Below are 23,782 nucleotides of genomic sequence, written 5' to 3' on the forward strand. Positions count from 1 at the left end.
GGTTGCACGAACAATTCAAGAGCAGTTCTTCGAGAGCCGTCCTTCGCGAGCACTGCCGACATCGGACTTACAGCAGGAGTTATACAGCGTGAACGTCGAACCACAGGTGCAATCCAAGCTTCTCGACCTCGCTGGGGTGGATGCTGAGCTCACTCGGATCACCCACCGACGCGGAGCGCTTCCCGAGCAGCAGGAAGTCGAACGTCTCGAGGCCGAGCGAATCAGCCGTAAAGACGCGTCCGTAGCCGTCGAAATCCAGATCGACGACATCGATCGCGACATTCGCAAGCTCGAAGGCGAGGTCGACGCGGTTCGTCAGCGCGAGGATCGTGACCGCACACTCTTGCAGAGCGGGTCGGTCGGGGCGAAGCAGCTCACCGAACTCGAACACGAACTCGGCAGCCTGGTCCGGCGTCAGGGGCTCCTCGAAGACGAGTTGCTCGAAGTGATGGAGCAGCGTGAGGCGTTGCAGGCCGATCACGATCACGCCGGTGCCCAGCTGTCCCAGGCCGAAGAAGAGCTGATCGACGCCAAGCGTCGCCGCGACGATGCCGTCGCTGATCTGGACAAGGCGCAGGAGCGTTGCGCCGCCGATCGAGAACGACTCGTCGGTGAATTCCCCGCCGATTTCCTTGCTGTCTACGAGAAGCAGCGCAGCCTGGGCGGACCGGGCGCGGCGCTTCTGCAGGCACGCCGATGCGGCGCTTGCCGGATCGAGATCGACCGCGGCGAGATCTCCCGAATCGCCGCGACACCGGCCGACGTCGTAGTTCGTTGCCCAGAGTGCAATGCAATCATGGTGCGTACCAAGGAGTCCGGTCTGTGACTCTCTCGCAGGTCATCGTCGAGGCCGACGGTGGATCGCGGGGCAATCCCGGTCCGGCCGGCTACGGAGCGGTGGTGTTGGACGCCTCGCGCTCGGTGTTGGCCGAACGCAAGGAAAGCATCGGTATCGCGACCAACAACGTCGCCGAGTACCGCGGACTGATCGCCGGGTTGACCGCTGCCGGTGAGCTCGGCGCGTCGACGGTCGACGTCCGCATGGATTCCAAGTTGGTCGTCGAGCAGATGTCCGGGCGCTGGAAGGTCAAGCACCCGGACATGATTCCGCTGCAGCGGCGCGCTGCCGAGCTGGCGACGCAGTTCTCGCGAGTGACCTACACGTGGATTCCTCGCGGCGAGAACTCTCATGCCGATCGTCTTGCCAACGAGGCGATGGACGCGGCTGCCGGCATCGAAACCGGCCCAGTCGCACCTTCGGCCCCCGCACCTGCTGCACCTGCCGCGCCGTCCGAAGAGACGTCGGAGCCGCAGATCGCCGGCTCTCCGGGATGGATCGCCACCACCGGCAAGCCGACACGAATGTTGTTGCTACGTCACGGACAGACAGCGATGTCGGTCGATCGCCGGTATTCCGGACGCGGGAATCCGGAGCTCACGGAACTGGGCCGCGCGCAGGCTGCCGGCGCAGCCGGACGCTTCGGGAACCGAGGCGGTATCGACGCCATCGTCTGCTCACCCCTCGGCAGAACCCGTGAGACGGCAGAGGCATCGGCCCGCGTGCTCGGTTTACCCGTCGTCGAGCACAAGGGTTTGATCGAAACCGATTTCGGCGACTGGGACGGACTCACGTTCCGCGAGGCTGCCGAGCGTGACCCGGACCTGCATCGCGAATGGCTCTCGGACACTTCGGTGCGTCCACCGGGCGGCGAGAGTTTCGACGAGGTACGCGAACGAGTCGTCGCCGCGCGTGACGACCTGATCTCGACCTACGGCGGCGCGACGCTGTTGGTCGTCTCTCACGTCACCCCGATCAAGACTTTGGTGCAGCTGGCCCTCGATGCCGGGCCGTCGTTGCTGTACCGGTTGCATCTGGATCTGGCGTCGCTGAGTATCACCGAGTTCTATCCCGACGGGGGAGCCTCGGTCCGGTTGGTCAACGACACGTCACACCTTCGCTGAAAGAGCCCCGACGGCTGATCAGCCTCTGATCAGATCACCAACCACAGGGCACTCACGGCGGCGAGCAATGTCAGTGGCGTCGTGATGACCCCGAGCAGAGTGAATGTCGCCAGCGTGGGCGGTGCGCCCGCGCTGGTGGCGACTCGTCGCCAGAGCATCGTTGCCAGTGAGCCCACGTAGGTGAGGTTGGGGCCGAGGTTGACGCCGATCAACATCGCAAGCACCAGCGCTGGAGGTGCCGCCGTTCCGAGCGCTGCGATCATCAGCAAGGTTGCCGGCAGGTTGTTGACGAGATTGGACGCAACCGCCGCTACCGCGGCGACAAAGAGCAGTGAGCCGTAGCTGGTGTCGCCTGGCAGGATCTGCGCAATCCATTCGCCCACCGGCCCGTTCGCGACTCCGGCGACGATGATTCCGAGAACCAGGACGAACGCGCAGAACCAGAGGTCGGCAGCGTAGAGCATCTTGGCGGCGGTCGTACGGTGCCGAGCCAGAGCGATCGCTCCCAGGACACTCGCACCCACCACCGCGATCCAGGCGGGCTCGATCCCGAAGAAACCCGAAACCGCGAAACCGAGCAGCGTCATTCCGATCACCGTCAGCGGCAGAATCGGCGCAGGCGCAGATCTGGCTGCCACCGTCGGTTCGGCGCTGTCGCCCCGCGCGAGTTCCGAACGGAAGAACAGTCGAAAAATCAGGTACTCGACAGCGATCGTCACGACCCACGGCAACGCCATCAATGCGGTGAAGTGCAAGAACGTCAAACCTGTTGCGGCAAACGCGATGAGGTTGGTCAGGTTGGACACCGGCAGCAGGGTCGACGCCGAATTCGACAGGTGCGCACTGGCATAGGAATGCGGCCGGGGACTTGCTCCGATGGATCGTGCGGCCGCGATCACCGCGGGTGTCAGCAGCACGACGGTGGCGTCGAGGCTCAGGACCGCCGTGGTCAGGGCGGCGGCGCCGAACACATAGATCAGCAACCGGTGTGGATCGGCGAGGGATCTTTGCTGCAGGATCTGGCTGACCCAGCGAAAGACGCCGAGAGCATCGGCGGCATGAGCGAGAACCAGCACGGCAACCAGGAAGACGACGGTGGGTGCCATGCTCGCCAGTTCGTCGCGGGCTTCGTCGAGAGTTACGACGCCGGTCAGGAGAACGACGACAGCTGCCGGCCCGGCGATGACGATCTCGGGAAGCCCGCGTGGACGCACTATCGCGAAGACGAGGACGAGGGCGACGAGCAGGATCGGTAGAAGAGTCACGCGATGGTGCTCCGTGTCGGGGCGAGCGTCATTTGAGCAGTTTGTAGAGCGTGTTCAGGTTTCGGGTTGTGGTGAACGCCTTGAACTTCGGTTTTCCGGTGTTCCTGCCGAACGCGCTCTTGACGGTCTGCCCCTTCTCGACCTCCCAGTACAGGACTCCGTCGCCTGCCGCCACACGCTCGACCGAGGCATCGAGTTGCGCTGCTGCAGTGCTCAATTCCTCCAGGATTTCCGGCTCGGAGGCAACCATCGCATAAGCATGCCAACCCTCGCGTTCGCGCTCGAACGGGTAGTTGTCCACGATCGCCTGCAGTGTCGGAAGGTCGAGGACGAACACCCAAGCCTCGTAGCCGAACTCGCGGGCAAGGGCGGATTCGATCTGTTTCTTCAGCGTCGGGATGTCGGTGCTCGGACTGTCGAACAGAACGTTGCCTGAGGCCAACACGGTTTTCACCCCTTGGAATCCGAGGTCACCGAAGACTCTCGCCAGGTCCGCCATCTTGATGTTGATGCCGCCCACGTTGATACCGCGTAGCAGGGCCACGTACCGAGTCATACGGTGACCATAGTGCCGGCCACCGACAGGCGCCCGGTAGCATACGGGGGCGGACGAGTTGGCCGGGCGGCCGCGGCTTCTGGAACCAGCGCGTATCGCGCACAGGCCTGGGGCCGAGGAAAGTCCGGACTCCACAGAGCAGGGCGGTTGTTAACGGCAACCCGAGGCAACTCGCGGGACAGTGCCACAGAAAACAGACCGCCTGCCTTTCGAGGCAGGTAAGGGTGAAACGGTGCGGTAAGAGCGCACCAGCACCTCGGGTGACCGGGGTGGCTAGGTAAACCCCGCCCGGAGCAAGGTTGAAGGTCGCATCGCTCGCGGTGCGGCTGCGCAGGTGTTCGAGGGCTGCTCGCCCGAGCCTGCGGGTGAACCGCTCGAGGCACCCGGCGACGGTGTGCCCAGATGGATGGTCGCCACTCGGCACTTCGGTGCCGCAGGACAGGATCCGGCTTACACGCCGACTCGTCCGCCCGCGATCTGCACAGTGAGAAAAAGAAGACCCCCACCGGATCGGTGGGGGTCTTCCTTGTTCGAAAAGCTGTCAGACAGGCTTGATGACCAGCAGCGTAGCCCAGTACGTTGCCGCGTCATGGCCCATGAGCGGGAGGAGGTAATCGTAAAGAATTGCGGACATGCGCACTCCATTTTCTGTTCGTAGCTTGTGTTGGGCATTCAAGCAGAACTCACCGTTCGAATGTCCGGTTCTCACCTGCCAGGCCAAGTAGAAAGAATATCAGTCTCACAGCGATCTACAAGCTTCTATCTCACTCTGATGTCACACTGTGGATATGACTGATGAAGATCGACTCTGGTACTTCGACGTGTCCGACGGTTCCGTCACGCAGGGAAAGGGTGCGTCCTCGCTGACGAGGATGGGGCCGTACCCTGATCGGGACTCTGCCGAGCATGCATTGAAGATCGCTGCCGAACGCAACAAAGCCGCCGATCGGGCAGACGAAGACTGGAACAACTGAGCCTTGGAATAACTGAGCCTTGGAACAGCCGGGACTCGAACAACTGGGACCGGTACTGCTGCTACACCGGCCCGAACCGATCATGGAGGATGCGTGCCCGCAAGTCGAATGATGGTGCAGGGAATCGACTTCGGAGTGGTTCGGGCGGAGTTCGACTTGCCAGGAGCATTCTCGGCTGCGGCGCAGGCCGAGGCCGAGAATGCCGTGGATCGTTTCGGTGCCGGGCGTGTCGACGAAACGGGTATCGCCTTCGTGACCATCGACCCTCCCGGATCGATGGACCTCGACCAGGCAGTGCACATCGAGAAGACCTCGACCGGGTACGTCGTGCACTACGCGATCGCCGACGTCGCGGCGGTGGTGACGCCGGGTGGCGCTCTCGACATCGAAACCCGCAAGCGGGGCCAAACCTTCTATCTCCCGGACGGTTCCGTCCCGCTGCATCCCCGAGCGTTGTCGGAGGGATCGGCGAGTCTGCTGCCGGACGTGGTTCGTCCCGCCGCGCTGTGGCGGATCGAACTCGACGCGCAGGCCGAGCCGACGTCGTGGCAGGTGAGACGCGCTCTGGTGAAATCGGTGGCACGTCTGGACTATTCGACCGTGCAGCGCGATGCCGACGCGGGAACCTTGCATCCGTCCATCGCCGCACTACCGGAGTTCGGACGATTGCGCAGTGTCTCGGCGGTTGCCAGGGGTGCCATCGAGCTGAAACTGCCCGAGCAGTCAGTGGTTCGGGATCAGCCGGAGGACGAGTCCTCGGCTCGCTGGCGGATCGAACTGGAGCCACGCACCGAAGCGGACGACTGGAACGCAGAAGTGTCGCTGCTGACCGGGATGTGTGCCGGCCGCATGATGATCGACGCAGGTATCGGGTTGCTTCGCACGCTGCCGCCGGCCGAGGAGTCCGCGGTTCGGACCTTGCGGAGAACTGCAGTGGCGCTGGGTATCACGTGGCCGGAGGGGCAAAGCGTCGGGCAGATTCTTGCCGGACTCGATTCCAACGAGCCGTCGACTATGGCGCTGATGTCGGTTGCGCCGTCGTTGCTGCGCGGGGCAGACTACGCGGCCTTCGACGGCCGACTACCGGAGTTGACGGTGCATGCGGGGATCGGAGCGCCCTACGCTCACGTGACTGCTCCGCTGCGCCGGCTGTCCGATCGTTTCAGCACCGAGGTGTGTCTGGCGATCACAGCTGGTACGCCGGTACCGGAATGGGCGCGCACTGCACTTCCCGAGCTGCCCGACATCATGAGTGGGTCCGACTCGCTGGCGAACAAGGTCGACCGTGCGTGCATCGATCTGACCGAGTCCACGCTGCTCGACGGCCGGGTCGGCGAGGTCTTCGACGCAGTGGTGATGCGCGCCAAGGACGGAAAGCGCTCGGCGGAAGTGTTTGTCCCGTCGATCGCCGTGATTGCGAAATGCGTCGGAACGCCCGACGACGGTGAGCGCGCAAAGGTGCGACTCACCGCCGTCGACACCGTCAAACGGACGGTGGAGTTCACGTTCCCGGCGTAGCGAGCTACCGGTAAGAATCGGTGGCTTCCACCAAGTGATGTGCGATGCCGGGCTCCATCGCGGAGTGTCCGGCGTCGTCGACGATCACGAGCTTGGATTCGGGCCACGCCTTGTGCAGCGCCCAGGCGCTGGTGGCCGGGCAGACGACGTCGTAGCGGCCCTGGACGATCGTCCCCGGAATGCCGTGCAGTGCGGAGCTTTTGCGTAGGAGTTGGTTCTCGTCGAAGAACCCGCCGTTGACGAAGTAGTGGTTCTCGATACGGGCGAAAGCCAAGGCGAACCGGGTCTCGGAGTTCTGTTCGATCTTGTCCGCCTGTGGGTACAGGTAGCTCGTCGATCCTTCCCAAGCCGACCAGGCGATCGCTGCCCGGGCTGCGACGGCGGGGTCTTCGGAATGGAGCAGTTGGTGATAGACCGCGACGAGGTCTTCGCCGCGCTGCGCCTCGGGTACCGGTTCGAGGAATTTGTCCCAGCGCTCCGGGAAGATGTTTCCCGCGCCGCCGTTGTAGTACCAGTCGATCTCGCTACGACGCAGGAGGAAGATCCCGCGCAGGACCAGCTCAGTGACGCGCGTAGGAAACGTTTCGGCGTAGGCGATGGACAGCGTGGAACCCCAGGACCCGCCGAAAACCATCCACTTGTCGATCGAAAGATGTTCGCGCAGGGCTTCGATGTCGGCCAGCAGCTTGTCCGTCGTGTTCACCGACAGGTCGGCGCCGTCGGCAACGTGAGGGGTGGACCGCCCGCAGCCGCGCTGGTCGAGTAGAACGATGCGGTATGCAGCCGGATCGAAGAACTGGCGTACCGCCGGTTGCGCACCACCGCCGGGGCCACCGTGCAGGAACACCACCGGCTTGCCGTCCGGATTTCCGCTGACTTCCCAGTACATGCTCTGGCCGTCACCGACATCGAGGAAGCCGGTGACGAAAGGCTCGATCGGGGGATACAGACTCCGGAGAGTCGACGGCTGCCCTGAAGTGGCTGACGTGTCGGTCATCAGAAGCCCACCAGGCCGGAGGCGAGATCGGGGATCTCGAGTGCGGAAATCGCGCCGCTCCGGACGTCGGGGCACGCGGCTGAGGTTGCCGCGTCGATGCTTTCGCGGTTCTGAGCGAGATCGAGCAGGTTGATGCCGTTCTGCGTCGCCCACGTGATGACGATCGTGTTCAGTCCGCCCTTGCCGAGCGTCGGGGTGACGGTCCGCCAGTTCTGCAGCTGCCCTTCCATATCCGAGCACAACTGCTGGACTTGAGCGTCGGTGAACGTCGAACCGGACGCGGTTGTTGCCGGCGCCGTCGTGGTGGAACTCGCGGGCGTAGTGCTGCTGGGCGCGGGAGAGTTGGTGGACCCTCCCGCGCATCCGCTCAGCACCGTGACGAGAGCTGCCGCGCCGACTACAGCTGCGGCAGTAGAACTTCGACGGTTACCGATCATTGAACGCACCCCTGGCTGGTTGAGAGACAGGCGGCGTTCGCCGGTCTCGGATCAGAAACTGTGTTCTGCGGCCGGGAAAGCGCCAGTGCGAACTTCTGATGCATAGGCTGCGGCTGCGGAACGCAGTTCGTCACCGACGTTACCGAAACGCTTGACGAACTTGGCTGTCTTACCACTCGTGTAACCCGCCATGTCCTGCCAGACGAGTACCTGAGCGTCGCATTCGGAACCGGCCCCGATGCCGACGGTGGGGATGGTGAGTTTGCGGCTGACCTGGCCCGCAATCTCGGCCGGAACCATTTCCATGACGACGGAGAACGCCCCGGCTTCCTGGACTGCAATGGCGTCCGCCACAAGCTGCTCGGCCGCGTCGCCGCGACCCTGGACGCGGAATCCGCCGAGCGAGTTCACGCTCTGCGGGGTGAATCCGACGTGTGCCATGACGGGGATGCCGGCCGAGGTGATTGCCGCGATCTGCTTGCTCATCCGCTCACCGCCCTCGAGTTTGACGGCGTGCGCGAGGCCTTCCTTCATGAACCGTGTGGCAGTCGCCAGGGCCTGCTCGGCGGAACCCTCGTAGGTGCCGAAGGGGAGGTCGGCGACGACGAGTGCGTGCGGCGCGCCGCGAACGACGCCACGCACGAGCGGGAGCAGTTCGTCGACGGTGATCGGCACGGTGGTGTCGTAGCCGTAGACGACGTTGGCGGCAGAGTCGCCGACGAGCAGCACCGGGATGCCTGCGTCTTCGAAGATGCGTGCCGTGGAGTAGTCGTAAGCGGTGAGCATCGACCAGCGTTCGCCGTTCTGCTTCATCTCGGCGAGGTGGTGAATGCGCGTCTTACGCTTCGGTGCATCGGTAGAGCTTGCAGTGGGTACAGAACCGTAGAGAGGTGTTTCGGACATCGTTGTCCCTTTCTGGCCTCGAGGCCCTGAGCGTTGATCGCCTTCGGGTCCCCGGGTGTGGGTGATGACGTGTTCAGTCTGCCACCGGACATCGCCGACACGAATAGTTGACGGGGTGCAATGGGTCACATCACCGCGCGCGTATCAGGTAGGTGCCGAGACGAGGCGAACCGCTGGCTATCGCGGTTTCCTGGCACCATCGATGGCATGTCGAAGTTCGTTCGCCTCTCCGGTGCCCTCGCCGGAAGCGCAGCAGTGCTCGTGTTGGTTGTCGGTTGCACCAGTTCGGAAGGCACGCCCGAATCAGTGGAACCTGCTGGTTCTGCCGCGTCCGCGGTGCCGTCCGGCCTCGAGAAATTCTACGAGCAGACGCTCGACTGGGGTTCGTGCGACCAATTTGTCGAAGAAGGAACTGCGCCGCTGGGGCGTGGGATCGACTGCGCCGAGGTGAGCGTTCCCGTCGACTACGCGAATCCGAACGGCGACACCGCGAAGGTGGTGATCTCGCGTTCGAAGGCAACCGGCGACCGCATCGGCTCACTGTTGCTGAACCCCGGCGGGCCGGGTGGGTCCGGGCTGTCGATGGCGACCTCGGGTTCGGGCACCGAATTGCAGGAACGTTTCGACATGATCGGCTTCGATCCGCGGGGGATCGGGGCGTCGACCCCGCAGGTTCGGTGTTTGACGCCGGAGGAGACCGACGCGGAGCGTGCGGAGGTCAACGTCGACATGACGCCGGAGGGCATCGCTCTCGCCGAGGCGGACAGCAAGGACTACGCCGCCAAGTGCGCTGAGCGGACCGGTACGGAGTTCCTCGCTCATGTCGGTACCTACGAGGTGGTGCGAGATATGGACGTCATTCGGGGCGTTCTCGGCGATCCGAAGATGAACTACCTCGGGTTCTCGTACGGGACCCGGCTCGGATCCACGTACGCGGAAACCTTTCCGCAGAACGTCCGAGCGATGGTCCTCGACGGCGCGCTCGACCCCGAGCAGGATCCGGTCGACGAAGTGGTCTTGCAGGGGCAGGGCTTCCAAGGCGCGTTCGACGCCTTTGTCGCCGACTGTGTCTCGCGAACGGATTGCCCGCTGGGTGATGATCCGGCGCAGGCGCAGGCACGCTTTCAGGCACTCGTCGATCCGTTGATCGAGAAGCCGGCACAGACCACCGATCCGCGCGGGCTGAGTTATTCCGACGCGATCACGGGCGTGCAGCAAGCTCTGTACTCGCCACAGTTGTGGACGCCGCTGCGTGGGGGTCTGTCGAGTCTGGCCGACGGACGCGGCGACTCGCTGCTCAATCTCGCCGACATGTACGAAGGCCGTGAGGATGACGGCAGCTACTCCAACATCAACGACGCGTTCAACGCCATTCGCTGCGTGGACGATCCGGCAACCACCGACCGCGCCGAGGCCGGCGAATCCGACACTCGGTACCGCGAGGCGGCGCCGTTCCTCGACGACGGCCGCGGGACGGGTCAAGCGCCGCTCGACCTGTGCGCGTTCTGGCCCGTTCCGGCTACCGGCAGCCCTCACGCGCTCGACCCCCAGGCACTCGCTGACGCCGGTCTGCCGCAGCTGGTCGTCGTGTCCACGACGCAGGATCCGGCGACCCCGTATCAGGCGGGAGTGGATCTCGCGAAGCAGTTGGGCGCTGCTCTGATCACGTTCGACGGAACCCAACACACGGTGGTTCTGGACGGAAACTCCTGCGTCGACGATGCCGTCGTCGACTACTTCGTTTACTTGAAGGCTCCGGAAGAGGGTCTGACATGTTAGCCGGCGCGGCGCCGTACGCTGCGCCTATTCGATGGTGACCAATCACTCTGTTAACCGGGACCACTGATGTAACACAGATTTAACGTGGCTTGCTTAGTCTCGCGTGCATGGATCGCCAAAAAGAATTCGTGCTTCGTACCCTGGAAGAGCGCGACATTCGGTTTGTCCGCTTGTGGTTCACCGATGTTCTCGGGTACCTCAAATCGGTGGCGATCGCCCCCGCCGAACTCGAAGGCGCTTTCGAGGAGGGAATCGGATTCGACGGTTCCGCCATCGAGGGATTCTCACGAGTCTCCGAAGCCGACACCGTCGCTCGGCCCGACGCCTCGACATTCCAGATCCTGCCGTGGGCGCACAAGGACGGTGCGCAGCATTCCGCTCGCATGTTCTGCGACATCACGATGCCCGACGGTTCGCCGTCGTGGGCCGATCCGCGCCACGTACTGCGTCGCCAGCTGAGCAAGGCCAGCGACTTGGGCTTCAGCTGCTACGTCCACCCGGAAATCGAGTTCTTCCTTCTGGAGAACGGCCCGATCGACGGCACTCCACCGATCCCGGCCGACTCGGGCGGATACTTCGACCAGGCCGTGCACGATTCGGCTCCGAATTTCCGCCGCCACGCCATCGACGCACTCGAGTCGATGGGCATCTCGGTCGAGTTCAGCCACCACGAGGCCGCGCCGGGTCAGCAGGAGATCGATCTGCGCTACGCCGACGCACTCTCGATGGCCGACAACGTGATGACGTTCCGGTACGTCGTCAAGGAGGTCGCGATCGGTGAAGGCGTCCGGGCGAGCTTCATGCCCAAGCCGTTCAGCGATCAGGCCGGCTCCGCGATGCACACCCACATGAGCCTGTTCGAGGGCGACACCAACGCCTTCCACAATCCGGACGATCCGATGCAGCTCTCCGAGACCGGCAAGGCGTTCATCGCCGGCATCCTCGAGCACGCCAACGAGATCAGTGCGGTCACGAACCAGTGGGTCAACTCGTACAAGCGACTCGTCCACGGGGGAGAGGCACCCACTGCTGCGTCGTGGGGCCCGTCCAACCGATCGGCTCTCATTCGCGTCCCGATGTACACGCCCAACAAGGCGTCCTCGCGCCGCGTCGAGATCCGTAGCCCAGACTCGGCTTGCAACCCGTACCTGACTTTCGCGGTCCTGCTTGCTGCCGGTCTTCGCGGCATCGAGAAGGGCTACACCTTGCCGCCCGAGGCAGAAGACGACGTGTGGTCGTTGACCTCCGCCGAGCGCCGCGCCATGGGTTACAAGGAACTGCCGAGCAACTTGGACAGCGCTCTGCGCGAGATGGAGAAGTCGGAGCTCGTGGCCGAAGCACTCGGCGAGCACGTCTTCGATTTCTTCCTGCGCAACAAGCGTCGTGAGTGGGAGGAATACCGCAGCCACGTGACGCCGTTCGAGCTCAAGACCTACCTCGGTCTGTGACGGTGAAACCGCCCGCTGCGAGATCAGCAGTTCCAGGACCGGGTCGACTCGGGCTGGTCGAGCCCACCGCTGCCGACGAGTTGCGTCAGCTCGGTTGGGTCGACGCCGAGAGCATCGAACTCTTGTGGTCGCTGTCGCGTGCCGCGAACGCCGACCTCGCTCTGCGCACCCTTGTGCGGATCAAGGACGGGCTCGGCGACGGGTGGCGCGAACTCGATCAGGTCCTGCGCAAGGACAAGAGCCTGCGCGGCCGTTTGTTCGCACTGGTGGGTGCGTCGTCGGCCTTCGGCGACCACCTGGCCGCGGATCCGATCGGCTGGAAACTGCTCGACGGCACCGCTCTGCCGACCAAGGACGAGGCGACTGCAGCCTTGCTGGAGGTCGTGGGTGCAACTGTCGACGAGGGTGCCACCGAAGGTTCCCTGACCTACCGCGCCACGGTGACCGGGCCGGAAGCTGTTGTTGCTCTGCGTAAGAGCTACAAGGACCAGCTGATGCTGCTGGCTGCGGCTGATCTTGCGGCGACCGTCGAGAACGAACCCGTAGTTCCGTATCAGACTGTGGGGCACCAGCTTTCCGATCTGGCCGACGCCGCGCTGACCGCTGCACTTGCGGTGGCCATCGCAACGGTGTGTCCCGAGGGCAGCTGTCCGATCCGGCTCGCCGTGATCGCCATGGGCAAATGTGGTGCGCGCGAGCTGAACTATGTCTCCGACGTCGACGTGGTGTTCGTCGCCGAACCGGCCGATGCGACGGCCAGTCGCGTTGCCGGTGAGATGATGCGTATCGGTACCTCCGCATTCTTCGAGGTCGATGCTGCGCTGCGGCCCGAAGGCAAGCGCGGAGAACTGGTTCGCTCCCTCGAATCCCACATCACGTACTACAAGCGCTGGGCCAAGACCTGGGAGTTCCAGGCACTGCTCAAGGCTCGTCCGATGACCGGCGACATGGAGCTCGGTCGCCAGTACTCCGAGGCGATGAGCCCGATGGTGTGGATCGCCTCCGAGCGCGAGGACTTCGTCCCCGAAGTCCAGGCCATGCGTCGACGCGTCGAGGAAATGGTTCCCCCCGAACTGCGTGAGCGTGAACTCAAACTCGGCCGCGGAAGTTTGCGCGACGTCGAATTCGCCGTCCAACTCCTGCAATTGGTGCACGGGCGCGCCGACAGTTCGTTGCATGTCCAGAGCACCGTCGATGCACTGACTGCATTGGCGGCGGGTGGATACGTCGGCCGCGACGACGCCGCCAACCTGACTGCGTCGTACGAATTCCTGCGTCTGCTCGAGCACCGTCTGCAGTTACAGAAGCTCAAGCGCACACACACCCTGCCGCCGCCGGACGACGAGGAAGCGCTGCGTTGGCTGGCCCGCGCCGCGCACATGCGACCCGACGGTCGTCTGGATTCCCTGGGAGTCCTGCGCGCCGAGATCAAGCGGAATTCGCATCGGATTCGCCGCCTGCACGCCAAGTTGTTCTACCGCCCGCTTCTCGAATCGGTGGCGCGGATGGACAAGGAAGCACTGGTCCTGGGGCCAGAAGCCGCGGTTCGCCAGTTGGCCGCTCTCGGTTACACGGCACCCGAGCATGCTCTCGGGCATCTGACTGCACTGACGAGTGGCGCTTCACGCAAGGGTCGCATTCAAGCGCTCCTGTTGCCGACTCTGCTCGAATCACTCGCGGACACACCGGATCCCGATGCCGGTCTGCTCGCTTACCGCAGGCTCTCGGACGCGCTCGTCGACCAGACGTGGTTCCTGCGCCTGCTCCGCGACGAGGCTGCGGTGGCCGAGCGTCTGATGACCGTGCTGGGCTCGTCGGCGTACCTACCCGACCTGCTCATCAAGGCTCCCGACGTGATTCGCTTGTTCGCGGATTCGCCGAGTGGACCGCGCCTGGTCGAGCCGAAGCCCGAGGACGTCGCTCGCGGAATCCTCACCGCCTCCGGCCGACACAGTGATCCCAATCGTGCTGTTGCTGCGGCCCGCTCGCTGAGGCGACACGAACTTGCGCGAATCGCGTCGGCCGACATCCTCGGCATGCTCGATGTTCCTGCAGTCTGCAAGGCGCTGTCCTCGGTGTGGGCCGCGGTGCTCAATGCATCGCTCTCCGCGGTGATCAAGGCCAGCGTCACCGAACTCGGGACCGAGGCGCCGGCCAGTTTCTCCGTCATCGGCATGGGTCGACTCGGCGGCGGCGAACTGGGCTATGGATCCGATGCGGACGTGCTGTTCGTGTGCGAACCCCGCGAGGGCGTCGACGAGACCGTTGCGGTCAAGTGGGCCAACAGCATTGCCGACAAGGTGCGCAAGCTTCTCGGGGCACCGAGTACAGATCCACCGCTCGAGGTCGACACCGGACTGCGCCCGGAAGGTCGCAACGGACCGATGGTACGAACCCTGGAGTCTTACGACGCGTACTACGCGAAGTGGGCTCAGGCGTGGGAGATTCAAGCACTCCTTCGTGCGCACCCGGTGGCCGGTGATCCTGAATTGGGACTGCGGTTCCTGCACATGATCGACAAGACCCGCTACCCCGAAGGCGGCGTCAGTGACGCGGCGGTGCGCGAGATCCGGCGCATCAAGGCGCGAGTCGATTCCGAAAGGCTTCCTCGCGGAGCCGATCCGGCGACGCACACGAAACTGGGTCGCGGCGGCTTGGCCGACATCGAGTGGACTGTGCAATTGCTGCAGCTGCGCCACGCCGACAAGATCGAGTCGCTGCACAACACGTCGACCCTCGAGACTCTCGACGCCATCGGCGCCGCGGAACTGCTCAGCGAAGGTGACGTCGAACTGCTGCGTGACGCCTGGATCACCGCGACGAAGGCACGCAACTGCCTCGTTCTGGTGCGGGGGAAGCCGACCGATCAGCTTCCTGGCCCGGGCCGTGTTCTCGCGGCGGTGGCGCAGGTCGCTGGATACGGCGACGACGCAGGGGAATTCCTCGACAATTACCTGCGCATCACGCGTCGGGCAAAAGCAGTGGTGGAGAGGGTCTTCGGCGGGGAGTAGCGTTTTTGCTCAGTCTTGGCGAACCGGCGCATTCGCGGCGAACTTGCGGACTTCGGCGTCCTGCCACACGTGGGCGGGAACTCCGCCGCCGAGTAGCTCGCGCGCGAGCGCGGGTTGCCCGCCGATCGGTACGTCGCTGCCCGCGATGATCATGTTGCCGTAGCGGCGGCCCTTGAGCATCGCGGGATCGGCGATGATCGCCATGTGTTCGAACTGTGCGCCGATGGTTGCGGCCTCGCTGCGCGCGCCCTGGAGATCCGGGGTGTCGCCGCAGTTGACGATGTAGATGCCGCCCGGTGCGAGCACGCGTCGTACGTGGGTGGTGAATTGCGCCGTCGTCAGTGGTGTCGGAGTTGTGCTGCCGGCGAAGACATCTCGAATCACGATGTCCCGGGTGGACTCGGTGAGAGTTTCGGTGACGGCGCGGGCTTCTCCGACGCGGATGCGCAGAAGAGGCGCGCGCGGGAGGTCGAACCAATCGCGTACGAGTTCCGCCAGAGCACCGTCGATTTCGACCACCACTTGACGCGCGTCAGGGTACGTGGCGGCGAAGTATCTGGCCATGGAGCAGGCGCCACCGCCGAGATGAAGCACCCGCAGGCGCTCGGCCTTGTCACGTTCGGAATCGACCAGATGCGCGATCCACCGCATGTACTCGAAATCGAGCACCGTGGGATCCGCGACGTTCACGTGGGAACTGGGCACTCCGTTGATCTGGATGATCCAACTGTCATCGGAGTACTGATCGCGGACTAGTTCGCACGTCCCGGTATCGATCGGAAAAGTGCCGGCGACGGGACCGGACTCGCCTCGCTCGGGAGTACTGCTGCGAGTTCTGGTCTTGCGAGTTCCCTTGGCCACTGTGTCCATGTTAGTCGTGCGCCTTTCTGGTAGAGGCGGCTACCAAAAAGGCACACGGACCGACGGTATTCTCGGGCTACTTCAGGCACACTCGTACATGGAGTGTGATCGGCGACACAAATGCCGGCGCGTTCTTTCGTCGTCCGTGCATCACGAAGAATTTCGAGGAGTGCAGGTGAAGGTCAAGGCAGCGGTAGTCAAGGCGCCAGGTCAGGCGTGGGAGATCGAAGAGGTCGAGCTGGGGGACCCGGTCTCGGGTGAGGTGCAGGTCCGACTCGCCGCATCGGGGCTGTGCCATTCGGACGAACATTTGCGTACGGGCGCCAGCCCGCTGCCCTTCTACCCGGCCCTGGGCGGGCACGAAGGAGCCGGAGTGGTGACGAAGGTCGGACCGGGTGTCGCGAGCGTCGAAGAAGGCGACCACGTGGTTCTCGCCTTCATCCCGGCGTGCGGACGTTGTCCGTCCTGTGCGAAGGGTCTGCAGAACATCTGCGACGAGGGCGCCGGCCTGTTGACCGGGCAGGCGATCTCCGACAAGACGTACCGCGTCACCCTCGACGACGAGCCGGTCATCCAGATGTGTCTGCTCGGAACATTCTCGCCGTACGTGACCGTCAACGAGGCGTCGGTGATCAAAATCGAGAAGGACATCCCGCTCGACAAGGCGGCCTTGCTCGGCTGCGGTGTTGCCACCGGTTGGGGATCGGCCACCGCGATCGGTGGAGCCAAGGTCGGCGACACGGTGGTGGTCGTCGGCGTCGGCGGCGTCGGAATCAACTCGGTGCAGGGTGCGGCGTCCGCCGGAGCACGATTTGTGATCGCGATCGATCCCGTCGAGTTCAAGCGCGACAAGGCAAAGGAATTCGGCGCCACACACACTTTTGCCTCCCTCGAGGAAGCGCTACCGGTGATCGGCGAGATCACCTGGGGCAAGATGGCCGACGTCACCGTGATCACCGTGGGCGAGATTCACGGCGACATCATTCAGCCCGCGCTCAGCGCGACGGGCAAGGGTGGCCAGGTCGTGGTCGTCGGAATGGGGCATTACGCAGATTCGCAGGTGACGCTCAGCCTCTTCGAGCTGACCCTTCTGCAGAAGCGTTTGCAGGGAGCCATCTTCGGCGGGGTAGGGCCACGGTCCCAGATTCCCAAGTTGCTCGATCACTACCGAAGCGGCGCACTCAAACTCGACGAGTTGGTGACCAAGACTTACAAGCTCGAGGAGATCAACGAGGGGTACGCCGACATGCTCGAAGGAAAGAATCTGCGCGGGATGATCGTCTACACGGAGGACGATTACTGATCATTTCCCTTTGACTGAAGGCTCCGGCCCGGCACCACGCTTCGTGGTGTCGGGCCGGAGTCTTCTGCCCCCACGCACATTTCTGTCGATCGATGAGTCGACTGCCCCCGTAGTGGGCACTCGCAGAGTGAGGAAACCGGGCACCGTGCCCGGATCTCAGTCCACGACTCGACAGAGAAGAGCAGAGCATGCCCTACATCACCACCTCCGACGGAACCGAGATCTACTACACCGAGCACGGCGTCGGTCGGCCGATCGTCCTCAGCCACGGGTGGCCGCTGAGTTCTGACGCGTGGCAGGTCGAGATGAAGTTGTTCGCCGACGCCGGCTACCGGACCATCGCGCACGATCGTCGAGGACACGGTCGCTCGTCGAAGACGTACACCGGCAACGACATGGATACATATGCCAAGGACCTGGCTGAGCTGATCGACACACTCGACCTGAAAGACCTGGTCCTGGTTGGCCATTCGACCGGCGGCGGGGAAGTGGTCCGGTACGCGGCGCAGCACGGCAAAGGGCGCGTGGCCAAGGTGATCACCGCCGGCGCCGTACCGCCGATCATGGTCAAGTCGGACGGCAACCCCGAAGGCACACCGATCGAGGTCTTCGACGGCCTCCGTGAGGGAGTTCTGCGAGACCGATCGCAGTTCTACAAGGATCTCAGCGAGAGCTTTTACGGCGCGAACCGCGAAGGTGCCGACGTCTCGCAAGGGGCGAAGGACGACTTCTGGCGGCAAGGGATGTTGGTCAACCTCGCCGCGGCCTACGACTGCGTCAAGGCATTCTCGGAGACGGACCAGACCTCCGATCTCGAAGCCATCGACGTTCCGTTCCTCATCGCTCAGGGCGACGACGATCAGATCGTGCCGATCGGCGCAGCGGCCGAGAAGGCGATCAAGCTGGTGAAGAAGGGCACGCTGAAGGTGTATCCGGGCGCACCTCACGGCATCTACGGCTCATATCAGAAGACACTGGACCAGGACATTCTCGCGTTCATCGAGGACTGACGTCAGCGAGGCGGAAGGACCGGAGTCGAAAGGACCAGAGTGGGAAGGATAAAATTGCCATGTCTACACACGTTGCCTCACTATGCAATGGCCCCAGTGTCTTCGAGAACGAACTCGGGTCGATCTCGCAACTCGACACGAGTTCGTTGCCGATCCTGTCCGGTCTGTCGATCAAACGAATTGTTCTCGGTCCCGGCGCGATCCGTGAACCACAATGGAACGTCAACGCAAACCAGATCGCCTACGTCACCAGCGGAACCGTGCTCGTCTCGATGCTGGGCAATGCTGACGAGTTCGCCAGCTTCGTGGTGCGAGCGGGGCAGATGTATCACGTCGAATCCGGCGCGATTTATCACATCGAGAATGTCGGAGAGGAGGAGGCGGAGATCATCGCTGCCCTGCGTACTTCACTCCCGCAGCACTTTTCGTTGCAGAGTAGCGTCAGCGCAATGTCGAACGCGGTGCTCGGCAACACGTACGATCTCGCCGCATCGGCCTTCGACGTCTTCGGTGGAGTCGATGCGTCCCAGATAGTTCGGCGGGACGGCGCCGCCGTCGTTCCCGATACCGCCGGCCTTCCCAACGCGCATCTCTTCGATCTCGAAGGCCAGATCGCGCCTCTCGCATATCCGTACGGACAGGCGAAAGTGGCGCGCAAGCAGTATTGGGCGGCGCTGGAGGATCTTTCGATGTACTCGTTGACAATTCGCGAGAGTGGGATGCGTGAGCCACACTGGCATCCCGTCACTGCCGAAATGGGATACGTGCATCGTGGTCACGGGCGGACGACGGTCCTCGATCCGGACGGTTCGCTCGACACCTACCTACTGGAGCCCGGTCAGGTGTATTTCGTTCCGCGTGCCTATCCCCATCACATCGAGGTTCTAGGTGACGAGGACATCAACTTCCTCATCTTCTTCGACCAGCCGACGCCGGGCGACATAGGCTACCGTGCAACGGCTTCCGCGTTCTCACGCGGCGTTCTCTCGGCCTCGTTCGGTGTTCCGGAACGGGATCTGCCGCACTTTCCTTTCACCCCGATCGATCCGCTCATCGTCTCGCGGATCAATCCGATCGACCGCCAGCACTGACCGGCAAGGACGCCCATCATGACCACCACGCTCACCGTGACCGATCACGGGACGACGCTCGACTTCACGTACGAGGACGCCCTCCGCTATCACGGTCCGCAGGCCCCGGGCGGCGTGGCGCATGCCTACAAGGTTCTCGAGCGCGCTCTCGGTGTGCTCGGCGGGGAAGGCTCCGTCGAGCGTCGCGAGCTGGTCGTCACCACCGCACACGGCGGACCAGGAGTGCGCGATTCGTTCGAGTTGGTCACGCGCGCGGTGACCGAAGGGCGGTACACCGTTGACAGTTCCTTGGCCAGGCGTGAACGTGGAAACACGCTCGCGCTGTACGTATTTCGGATCACCTATCGCGGCGCGAGCGTCACGCTGACTGTTCGGGAGGGGTTCGTCGTCGACGAGTTCATCACTCTGTCCCGTAAGTCCGACCGGACGGCCGAAGACGAGTCACGGCTGACAGAGCTCAAGCAGGAGATGGCGGATCGAGTGATGTCGAGCCCGGCCGAGAGCGTGTACGACGTCGAGACCGGCACGCTCCCCGTCTGAGCGACGGCGGCGCAGGCGTCGGCGTGCAGAAATCTGGGCTGTCTGAAGTCAGCGGCTGGCGAACATCCTTATTCGTTGGTCGCGGCTGCGCTCGAGATGGTTGCGCATGTGACCACGTGCGGACGATTCGTCCCGGGCGCGGATGGCGTTCAGGATCTCTTGATGCTCCGAATTGAGCAGGTCAGGTTCGCCGTAGTTCGACGGCGGGCCGCTGTCGTAGATTCGCAGTTGGGTGGTGAGGCGGATCAGCAATGAGGTGATCGTGGAATTGTGGGCGGCCTGCCAGAGGGCCTCGTGAAACTTGAAGTTTCCGGCACGAACCTCGGTGCCTTCTGTTGCAGTGCAGCAGAACTCGTGCAATCCGTCCAGGCGGGCAAGGTCGAGATCGCTGTGGCGGAGTGCGGCGGCGCCGGCGGCTTCCGATTCGAGGGCAACCCGCGCTGCGTAGATTTCGATGACGTCTTCGGGAGTGCCGGAGCGGACACGAAAACCGCGGGCGGCTCGTTCGAGTAGACCGTCGTGCGCGAGCCAGTTGAGTGCCTCGCGGATCGGGGTACGCGATGCGCCGTACGATTCGCACAATTGAGTCTCGTGCAGCGGAGAGCCCTGGGGGAACTTGCCGGCCAGGATGTCGGCTCGCAGGCGCAGGTACTGCCGCGAGGTCTGATCGGACCGGCCCAGCGCAGCCTCCGGCACCAGCAGATCGGTGGTGCTCGTATCGGCGTCGAGATCCATGTGTCCTCATTCCTGTGCATGCAAGCAGAGCGCGTTCGATTATGCCATCGGCGACGAGTGAGTACTTGCGTATACGCTAGTACTCATTTAGGTTCGTGCTTGTTCGTTTCCGAGGGAGAGGGTCCGAAGTGGTTGGAGAGACCGCGTCGCCGCTGGTGAGTGCTGCTGAACTCGACGCGATGCTGCGCGAGGGAGGCGTCGCTGTGCTCGACGCGACGGTTCATTTTCCTCCCGCGCGATTTGACGGCGACTATCGCCCGGAGTCCGGGTACGACGGCTGGGTTTCCTCGCACATCCCGGGTTCCCGACACGTCGACCTCATGGACGTCTTTTCCGAAAGGGAAGCGGCGCTGCATTTCACACGCCCGTCAACGGAGCAGTTGATTTCCGATCTCCAATCCAGTGGTATCGAACCGGGTGCGACAATCGTGATCTACGACCAGGGTTCGACCACCTGGGCATCACGGCTCTGGTGGGTGTTTCGCAACGCCGGCATCGAAGCAAGGGTCCTCGACGGTGGCCTCGCCGAATGGACTCGATGCGGCTTCGCCCTCGCGAGCGGCGACGACGTCACCCACACGTCGGCGTCGAAGCGTTGGAGTGTGACGGACCTTGGCCTGTGGGTCGATCTACCTCGCGTTGTCTCACTGTCCTCAGGAGAAGAAGCCGGAACGCTGGTGTGCGCGCTGGCGCCTGAGCAGTACGAGGGAACGGAGAAGACGCGATATTCGCGACGCGGACATATTCCGTCAAGTGTGAATCTGTCTGCGAAGGGTCTTCTCGACGCCGATGCCCGGATGCTTCCGGCGGACGATGTTCGGTCGAAATCTGCTGACGTTCTACCGCCCGTCGCTGAACCTGTCGTGATCTATTGCGGCGGTGGAGTTTCGGCGTGCCTGACAGCACTCGCACTGATCCGCGGCGGCTATGAGGACGTCAAGGTCTACGACGGTTCGTTGGAGGAATGGACTGCAGATCCGACTTTGCCGATGGTTGTCGGCGGTGAGCCCGGCGGCGCGCTTGCGGATGTTCGATGTCCGCGGTCCTGAATCGCCGCAGTCCTAAATTACCTCCCGTTCTGAAGGAATTCTCATGTCTGACACTGTCTCTGTCGAAACCGTCGCGTCGGCGATCGACGCACTCCGCGATCAGGTACCGCTCGTCCAGTCGCTGACCAACATCGTTTCTGCGAACTTCTTGACCAATGTTCTGCTCGCCGCCGGCGCAAGCAACGCTCACATCGACAACGTCCACGAAGCGGGTGGGTTCGCTGCCATCGCCGGGGGAGTGCTCGTCAACCTCGGAACGCCGGACGACGGGACAGCCGAAGCTTTCCTGATAGCAGCAGAAGCGGCCCGAACTGCCGGTACGCCATGGGTTTTGGATCCCGTCGGTGTCGGCGGACTACCCTGGCGGAGCGGTATCGCTGTGGATCTGCTGCGCTTTCACCCCAGCGCCATCCGCGGGAACGCATCGGAGATCATCGCTCTGGCCGGACTCGGCGGTGACACCCGCGGCGTCGACAGTGCCTCCGATTCCGCCGACGCGGTGCCCGCCGCTCTGTCACTCTTGAAGCATGCGGATGCCGTGTCGGCATCCGGACCGGTCGACTACATCGTCGGCCGCGATGCGGGCGGTGACACCCAGGGCATCCGAGTCTCCGGTGGCAGCGCGCTGTTGCCGCGCGTGACCAGTACCGGTTGCTCTCTGGGCGGTCTTGTCGCCGCCTACCTCGCCGTCACGTCGACCGCGCTGGACGGATTGGTTGCCGCGCACACGCATGTTGCCGTGGCATCGGAGATCGCCGAGGAAAATGCCTCGGGCCCCGGTTCTTTCGCGGTCGCATACCTCGACGCGCTCTACAGCGTGAATGCGGACACCATCCGTTCGCGTGCCCGAATCGAATCGTTCGACCTGCCGGCTGGAGTGCAGAACTGATGGGCATCAAGACATTCTGGTATCTCACCCAGGCAGACGGGGACTACCCGTGGAGCCCCGGTGGGCTGTTCCCCGTGGACGGGGCCAGGCAGATCGAGCTCGCGAAGACCATCGACGACGGCGGATTCGAAGGTGCGCTTGTTGCCACCTGGCCGAACGATCCGTTCATCTCGGCGACGTGGGCGGCAGCGCACACCACGCGCATGAAGTTCCTCGTCGCCGTCTACGCGAACATGACGCCGGCGCGACTGCTGGCGGAGAAGGCATTGACTTTCGACGCCTTCAGCGGCGGCCGACTGTTGATCAACTCGGTCAACGGACGCGAGAACATCCTGACCAAGTACGACATGAACGTGCCCCACGACGAGCGTTACGAGTTGGGGGAACAGTACTGGGCGGACTTCCGCCGCATCTACGCCGAAGGCACGGAGTCGAACTTTCCCAACACACCACTGCGTATCGATGCGCCCGCTGGGCATCAGGTTCCGCTGTGGGGTACCGGTGATTCGCCTGCAGGCCTGGCGAATTCAGGCAAGGTGCTCGACACCTACTTGGCGATGCTGCGCGAGACTTCGTTCATCGAAGACAAATTCTCTGCCGCACGGGCGGCGGCGGAGGCAGCCGGGCGCGAGTTCACCGACTTCGGTGCGCTCACCGGTGTGATCGTTCGCCCCACCAAGGCGCAGGCGCACGACCGGTTCCGTTCGTTGTTCGAGAAGACGGGCGTCGAGCAGATCGCTCATGTCTTGGACAACGCAGTGCGTCGTCGTACTCAGGGGAAGCAAGACCTCAAGACCTTCACCGCCCGCGACGCACAGCGGCAGGGTTGGGCGGACAAGATTGCTTCCGGCCGCCTTCCGGAACCGGAGGAGTTGTACGTCGGTGACGGGCTGTACGCGGGTATCACGGCGTGGTCACCCCTCGACATCTTCGGCACCGGGTCATCGGCGGTGTACTACGTCGGTGATCCGGATTCGATCACGGACTCGGTGCGCACGCTTCGCAGCCGAACCGGTTTGACTGCACTGATTCTGGCGGGCTGGCCGCTGATCGAGGAAGCGAAGTGGGTTGCCGAGTATCTTGTTCCGCGATTCGACGAACTCAGCTGACATCGCGCCGCAGGATCGTGGCACCGAGACCTAAAGCGTCACGGAGAAATGCTGCAGCAGTGTCGATTTCATTCGCAGTGCATTCGAGAAGGATTTTGACTTCCACGTCCTTCTTGACGATGTCGGCAATAACCGCCACGGCAACAACGCCGGTGCCGACGGCCGAGCCTCGGAACAGATCGATCCCGTCGCCGTCCGCGCTGACCGTGCCGTCGAGATAGCCGTATTCGAGCGGATAGATCGCATCGGGGTACCGCGGGTGTGCCGACCCGCGGGGCCGATCGATCACGACGGTCGACGTGGCAGCCAGGTGATCGAGGGCCGAGAACAGATCTTCGTTCATCC

The 23,782-nt window shown here is 63.6% G+C and carries 22 protein-coding genes and 1 other RNA gene; 15 read left to right on the top strand and 8 right to left on the bottom strand.

All coding sequences use genetic code 11. The features are described from left to right. Window positions 1-88 precede the first annotated feature (88 nt). Together M1L53_RS25755 and M1L53_RS25760 are read left to right on the top strand one after the other, a co-directional pair. Entirely contained in the window at window positions 89-826 is a 738-nt protein-coding gene (locus M1L53_RS25755; protein WP_003941604.1) for a zinc ribbon domain-containing protein, read from the top strand. Continuing rightward, complete coding sequence (locus M1L53_RS25760) at window positions 823-1,962, top strand: bifunctional RNase H/acid phosphatase (protein WP_054186666.1); 1,140 nt, start codon at window positions 823-825, stop codon at window positions 1,960-1,962. Before M1L53_RS25755 ends, M1L53_RS25760 begins: the two co-directional genes overlap by 4 nt. A 29-nt stretch (window positions 1,963-1,991) precedes the next feature. Here M1L53_RS25760 and M1L53_RS25765 read toward each other — a convergent pair whose 3' ends face one another. Both M1L53_RS25765 and M1L53_RS25770 read right to left on the bottom strand, forming a co-directional pair. Then, window positions 1,992-3,227 (bottom strand): SLC13 family permease, encoded by a 1,236-nt coding sequence (locus M1L53_RS25765; RefSeq protein ID WP_054186667.1) that lies wholly within the window; start codon window positions 3,225-3,227, stop codon window positions 1,992-1,994. A 28-nt stretch (window positions 3,228-3,255) separates the two neighbouring features. Continuing rightward, window positions 3,256-3,783 (bottom strand): DUF1697 domain-containing protein, encoded by a 528-nt coding sequence (locus M1L53_RS25770; RefSeq protein ID WP_007735458.1) that lies wholly within the window; start codon window positions 3,781-3,783, stop codon window positions 3,256-3,258. A 54-nt stretch (window positions 3,784-3,837) separates the two neighbouring features. Between M1L53_RS25770 and rnpB the strand changes: the two genes are divergently transcribed. The 3 genes from rnpB (at window position 3,838) to M1L53_RS25785 (ending at window position 6,275) form a co-directional block, all read left to right on the top strand. After that, an RNA gene (gene rnpB, locus M1L53_RS25775) (RNase P RNA component class A) lies at window positions 3,838-4,252 on the top strand. 319 nt (window positions 4,253-4,571) lie between these two features. After that, window positions 4,572-4,757 (top strand): hypothetical protein, encoded by a 186-nt coding sequence (locus M1L53_RS25780; protein WP_007735457.1) that lies wholly within the window; start codon window positions 4,572-4,574, stop codon window positions 4,755-4,757. 108 nt (window positions 4,758-4,865) lie between these two features. Next, window positions 4,866-6,275 (top strand): RNB domain-containing ribonuclease, encoded by a 1,410-nt coding sequence (locus tag M1L53_RS25785; RefSeq protein ID WP_054186668.1) that lies wholly within the window; start codon window positions 4,866-4,868, stop codon window positions 6,273-6,275. 4 nt (window positions 6,276-6,279) lie between these two features. Here M1L53_RS25785 and pip read toward each other — a convergent pair whose 3' ends face one another. From pip to panB, 3 genes are read right to left on the bottom strand one after another with little or no spacing between them, the layout of a single operon-like run. Then, window positions 6,280-7,272, bottom strand: coding sequence for a prolyl aminopeptidase (gene pip, locus M1L53_RS25790; RefSeq protein ID WP_054186669.1), 993 nt, complete (start codon window positions 7,270-7,272; stop codon window positions 6,280-6,282). Continuing rightward, window positions 7,272-7,709, bottom strand: coding sequence for a hypothetical protein (locus M1L53_RS25795; protein WP_007735455.1), 438 nt, complete (start codon window positions 7,707-7,709; stop codon window positions 7,272-7,274). The genes pip and M1L53_RS25795 overlap by 1 nt, the downstream gene beginning before the upstream one ends. 51 nt (window positions 7,710-7,760) lie before the next feature. Beyond that, complete coding sequence (gene panB / locus M1L53_RS25800) at window positions 7,761-8,612, bottom strand: 3-methyl-2-oxobutanoate hydroxymethyltransferase (RefSeq protein WP_003941624.1); 852 nt, start codon at window positions 8,610-8,612, stop codon at window positions 7,761-7,763. Window positions 8,613-8,819: 207 nt separating this feature from the next. Between panB and M1L53_RS25805 the strand changes: the two genes are divergently transcribed. From M1L53_RS25805 to M1L53_RS25815, 3 genes are all read left to right on the top strand, one after another. After that, window positions 8,820-10,391, top strand: coding sequence for an alpha/beta hydrolase (locus M1L53_RS25805; protein ID WP_007735453.1), 1,572 nt, complete (start codon window positions 8,820-8,822; stop codon window positions 10,389-10,391). Between the two features lie 107 nt (window positions 10,392-10,498). Beyond that, entirely contained in the window at window positions 10,499-11,839 is a 1,341-nt protein-coding gene (locus M1L53_RS25810) for a glutamine synthetase family protein (RefSeq protein ID WP_003941637.1), read from the top strand. Next, on the top strand, window positions 11,836-14,850 hold the full coding sequence (locus M1L53_RS25815; RefSeq protein ID WP_030537556.1) for a bifunctional [glutamine synthetase] adenylyltransferase/[glutamine synthetase]-adenylyl-L-tyrosine phosphorylase: 3,015 nt from the start codon (window positions 11,836-11,838) through the stop codon (window positions 14,848-14,850). Before M1L53_RS25810 ends, M1L53_RS25815 begins: the two co-directional genes overlap by 4 nt. Before the next feature lie 9 nt (window positions 14,851-14,859). Here M1L53_RS25815 and M1L53_RS25820 read toward each other — a convergent pair whose 3' ends face one another. Next, window positions 14,860-15,720: a spermidine synthase gene (locus tag M1L53_RS25820; protein ID WP_007735449.1), complete on the bottom strand. Its 861-nt coding sequence runs from the start codon at window positions 15,718-15,720 to the stop codon at window positions 14,860-14,862. A 166-nt stretch (window positions 15,721-15,886) separates the two neighbouring features. Here M1L53_RS25820 and M1L53_RS25825 point away from each other — a divergent pair, with 166 nt between their 5' ends. The 4 genes from M1L53_RS25825 (at window position 15,887) to M1L53_RS25840 (ending at window position 19,655) form a co-directional block, all read left to right on the top strand. Then, window positions 15,887-17,014 carry an NDMA-dependent alcohol dehydrogenase gene (locus M1L53_RS25825; protein ID WP_003941634.1) on the top strand — a complete coding sequence of 376 codons (1,128 nt, stop codon included), beginning with the start codon at window positions 15,887-15,889 and terminating at the stop codon, window positions 17,012-17,014. A gap of 188 nt (window positions 17,015-17,202) precedes the next feature. Then, window positions 17,203-18,024 carry an alpha/beta fold hydrolase gene (locus tag M1L53_RS25830; protein ID WP_054186670.1) on the top strand — a complete coding sequence of 274 codons (822 nt, stop codon included), beginning with the start codon at window positions 17,203-17,205 and terminating at the stop codon, window positions 18,022-18,024. A gap of 59 nt (window positions 18,025-18,083) precedes the next feature. Further along, window positions 18,084-19,115 carry a cupin domain-containing protein gene (locus M1L53_RS25835; protein ID WP_054186671.1) on the top strand — a complete coding sequence of 344 codons (1,032 nt, stop codon included), beginning with the start codon at window positions 18,084-18,086 and terminating at the stop codon, window positions 19,113-19,115. 18 nt (window positions 19,116-19,133) lie between these two features. Beyond that, window positions 19,134-19,655: a hypothetical protein gene (locus M1L53_RS25840; RefSeq protein ID WP_054186672.1), complete on the top strand. Its 522-nt coding sequence runs from the start codon at window positions 19,134-19,136 to the stop codon at window positions 19,653-19,655. Window positions 19,656-19,703: 48 nt separating this feature from the next. Here the strand turns inward: M1L53_RS25840 and M1L53_RS25845 are convergent, their stop codons facing one another. Beyond that, the gene (locus tag M1L53_RS25845; protein ID WP_003941581.1) at window positions 19,704-20,390 is read right to left on the bottom strand and encodes a GntR family transcriptional regulator; all 687 of its coding nucleotides are present in this window, start codon (window positions 20,388-20,390) and stop codon (window positions 19,704-19,706) included. A gap of 128 nt (window positions 20,391-20,518) precedes the next feature. Between M1L53_RS25845 and M1L53_RS25850 the strand changes: the two genes are divergently transcribed. From M1L53_RS25850 to M1L53_RS25860, 3 genes are read left to right on the top strand one after another with little or no spacing between them, the layout of a single operon-like run. Continuing rightward, on the top strand, window positions 20,519-21,439 hold the full coding sequence (locus M1L53_RS25850) for a sulfurtransferase (RefSeq protein ID WP_081557997.1): 921 nt from the start codon (window positions 20,519-20,521) through the stop codon (window positions 21,437-21,439). A 43-nt stretch (window positions 21,440-21,482) separates the two neighbouring features. Then, a complete protein-coding gene (gene thiM / locus M1L53_RS25855; RefSeq protein WP_054186673.1) occupies window positions 21,483-22,328 on the top strand; it encodes a hydroxyethylthiazole kinase in 846 nt (281 codons plus the stop codon). Beyond that, window positions 22,328-23,437 carry an LLM class flavin-dependent oxidoreductase gene (locus M1L53_RS25860; protein WP_054186674.1) on the top strand — a complete coding sequence of 370 codons (1,110 nt, stop codon included), beginning with the start codon at window positions 22,328-22,330 and terminating at the stop codon, window positions 23,435-23,437. The genes thiM and M1L53_RS25860 overlap by 1 nt, the downstream gene beginning before the upstream one ends. Here the strand turns inward: M1L53_RS25860 and M1L53_RS25865 are convergent. Beyond that, entirely contained in the window at window positions 23,430-23,780 is a 351-nt protein-coding gene (locus tag M1L53_RS25865; protein WP_054186675.1) for an inorganic pyrophosphatase, read from the bottom strand. The two genes, M1L53_RS25860 and M1L53_RS25865, sit on opposite strands and share 8 nt — an antisense overlap. Window positions 23,781-23,782 lie beyond the last annotated feature (2 nt).

Source organism: Rhodococcus sp. T9N, assembly GCF_024436645.1.
In the GTDB taxonomy this organism is placed as follows: Bacteria; Actinomycetota; Actinomycetes; order Mycobacteriales; family Mycobacteriaceae; genus Rhodococcus_F; species Rhodococcus_F qingshengii.

Coding starts and splice junctions, on each gene's coding strand:
- M1L53_RS25770 (WP_007735458.1), bottom strand. CDS start 3,783: ATGACTCGGTACGTGGCCCTGCTACGCGGTATCAACGTGGGCGGCATC.
- M1L53_RS25780 (WP_007735457.1), top strand. CDS start 4,572: ATGACTGATGAAGATCGACTCTGGTACTTCGACGTGTCCGACGGTTCC.
- M1L53_RS25785 (WP_054186668.1), top strand. CDS start 4,866: ATGATGGTGCAGGGAATCGACTTCGGAGTGGTTCGGGCGGAGTTCGAC.
- pip (WP_054186669.1), bottom strand. CDS start 7,272: ATGACCGACACGTCAGCCACTTCAGGGCAGCCGTCGACTCTCCGGAGT.
- M1L53_RS25795 (WP_007735455.1), bottom strand. CDS start 7,709: ATGATCGGTAACCGTCGAAGTTCTACTGCCGCAGCTGTAGTCGGCGCG.
- panB (WP_003941624.1), bottom strand. CDS start 8,612: ATGTCCGAAACACCTCTCTACGGTTCTGTACCCACTGCAAGCTCTACC.
- M1L53_RS25805 (WP_007735453.1), top strand. CDS start 8,820: ATGTCGAAGTTCGTTCGCCTCTCCGGTGCCCTCGCCGGAAGCGCAGCA.
- M1L53_RS25810 (WP_003941637.1), top strand. CDS start 10,499: ATGGATCGCCAAAAAGAATTCGTGCTTCGTACCCTGGAAGAGCGCGAC.
- M1L53_RS25820 (WP_007735449.1), bottom strand. CDS start 15,720: ATGGACACAGTGGCCAAGGGAACTCGCAAGACCAGAACTCGCAGCAGT.
- M1L53_RS25830 (WP_054186670.1), top strand. CDS start 17,203: ATGCCCTACATCACCACCTCCGACGGAACCGAGATCTACTACACCGAG.
- M1L53_RS25835 (WP_054186671.1), top strand. CDS start 18,084: ATGTCTACACACGTTGCCTCACTATGCAATGGCCCCAGTGTCTTCGAG.
- M1L53_RS25840 (WP_054186672.1), top strand. CDS start 19,134: ATGACCACCACGCTCACCGTGACCGATCACGGGACGACGCTCGACTTC.
- M1L53_RS25845 (WP_003941581.1), bottom strand. CDS start 20,390: ATGGATCTCGACGCCGATACGAGCACCACCGATCTGCTGGTGCCGGAG.
- thiM (WP_054186673.1), top strand. CDS start 21,483: ATGTCTGACACTGTCTCTGTCGAAACCGTCGCGTCGGCGATCGACGCA.
- M1L53_RS25860 (WP_054186674.1), top strand. CDS start 22,328: ATGGGCATCAAGACATTCTGGTATCTCACCCAGGCAGACGGGGACTAC.
- M1L53_RS25865 (WP_054186675.1), bottom strand. CDS start 23,780: ATGAACGAAGATCTGTTCTCGGCCCTCGATCACCTGGCTGCCACGTCG.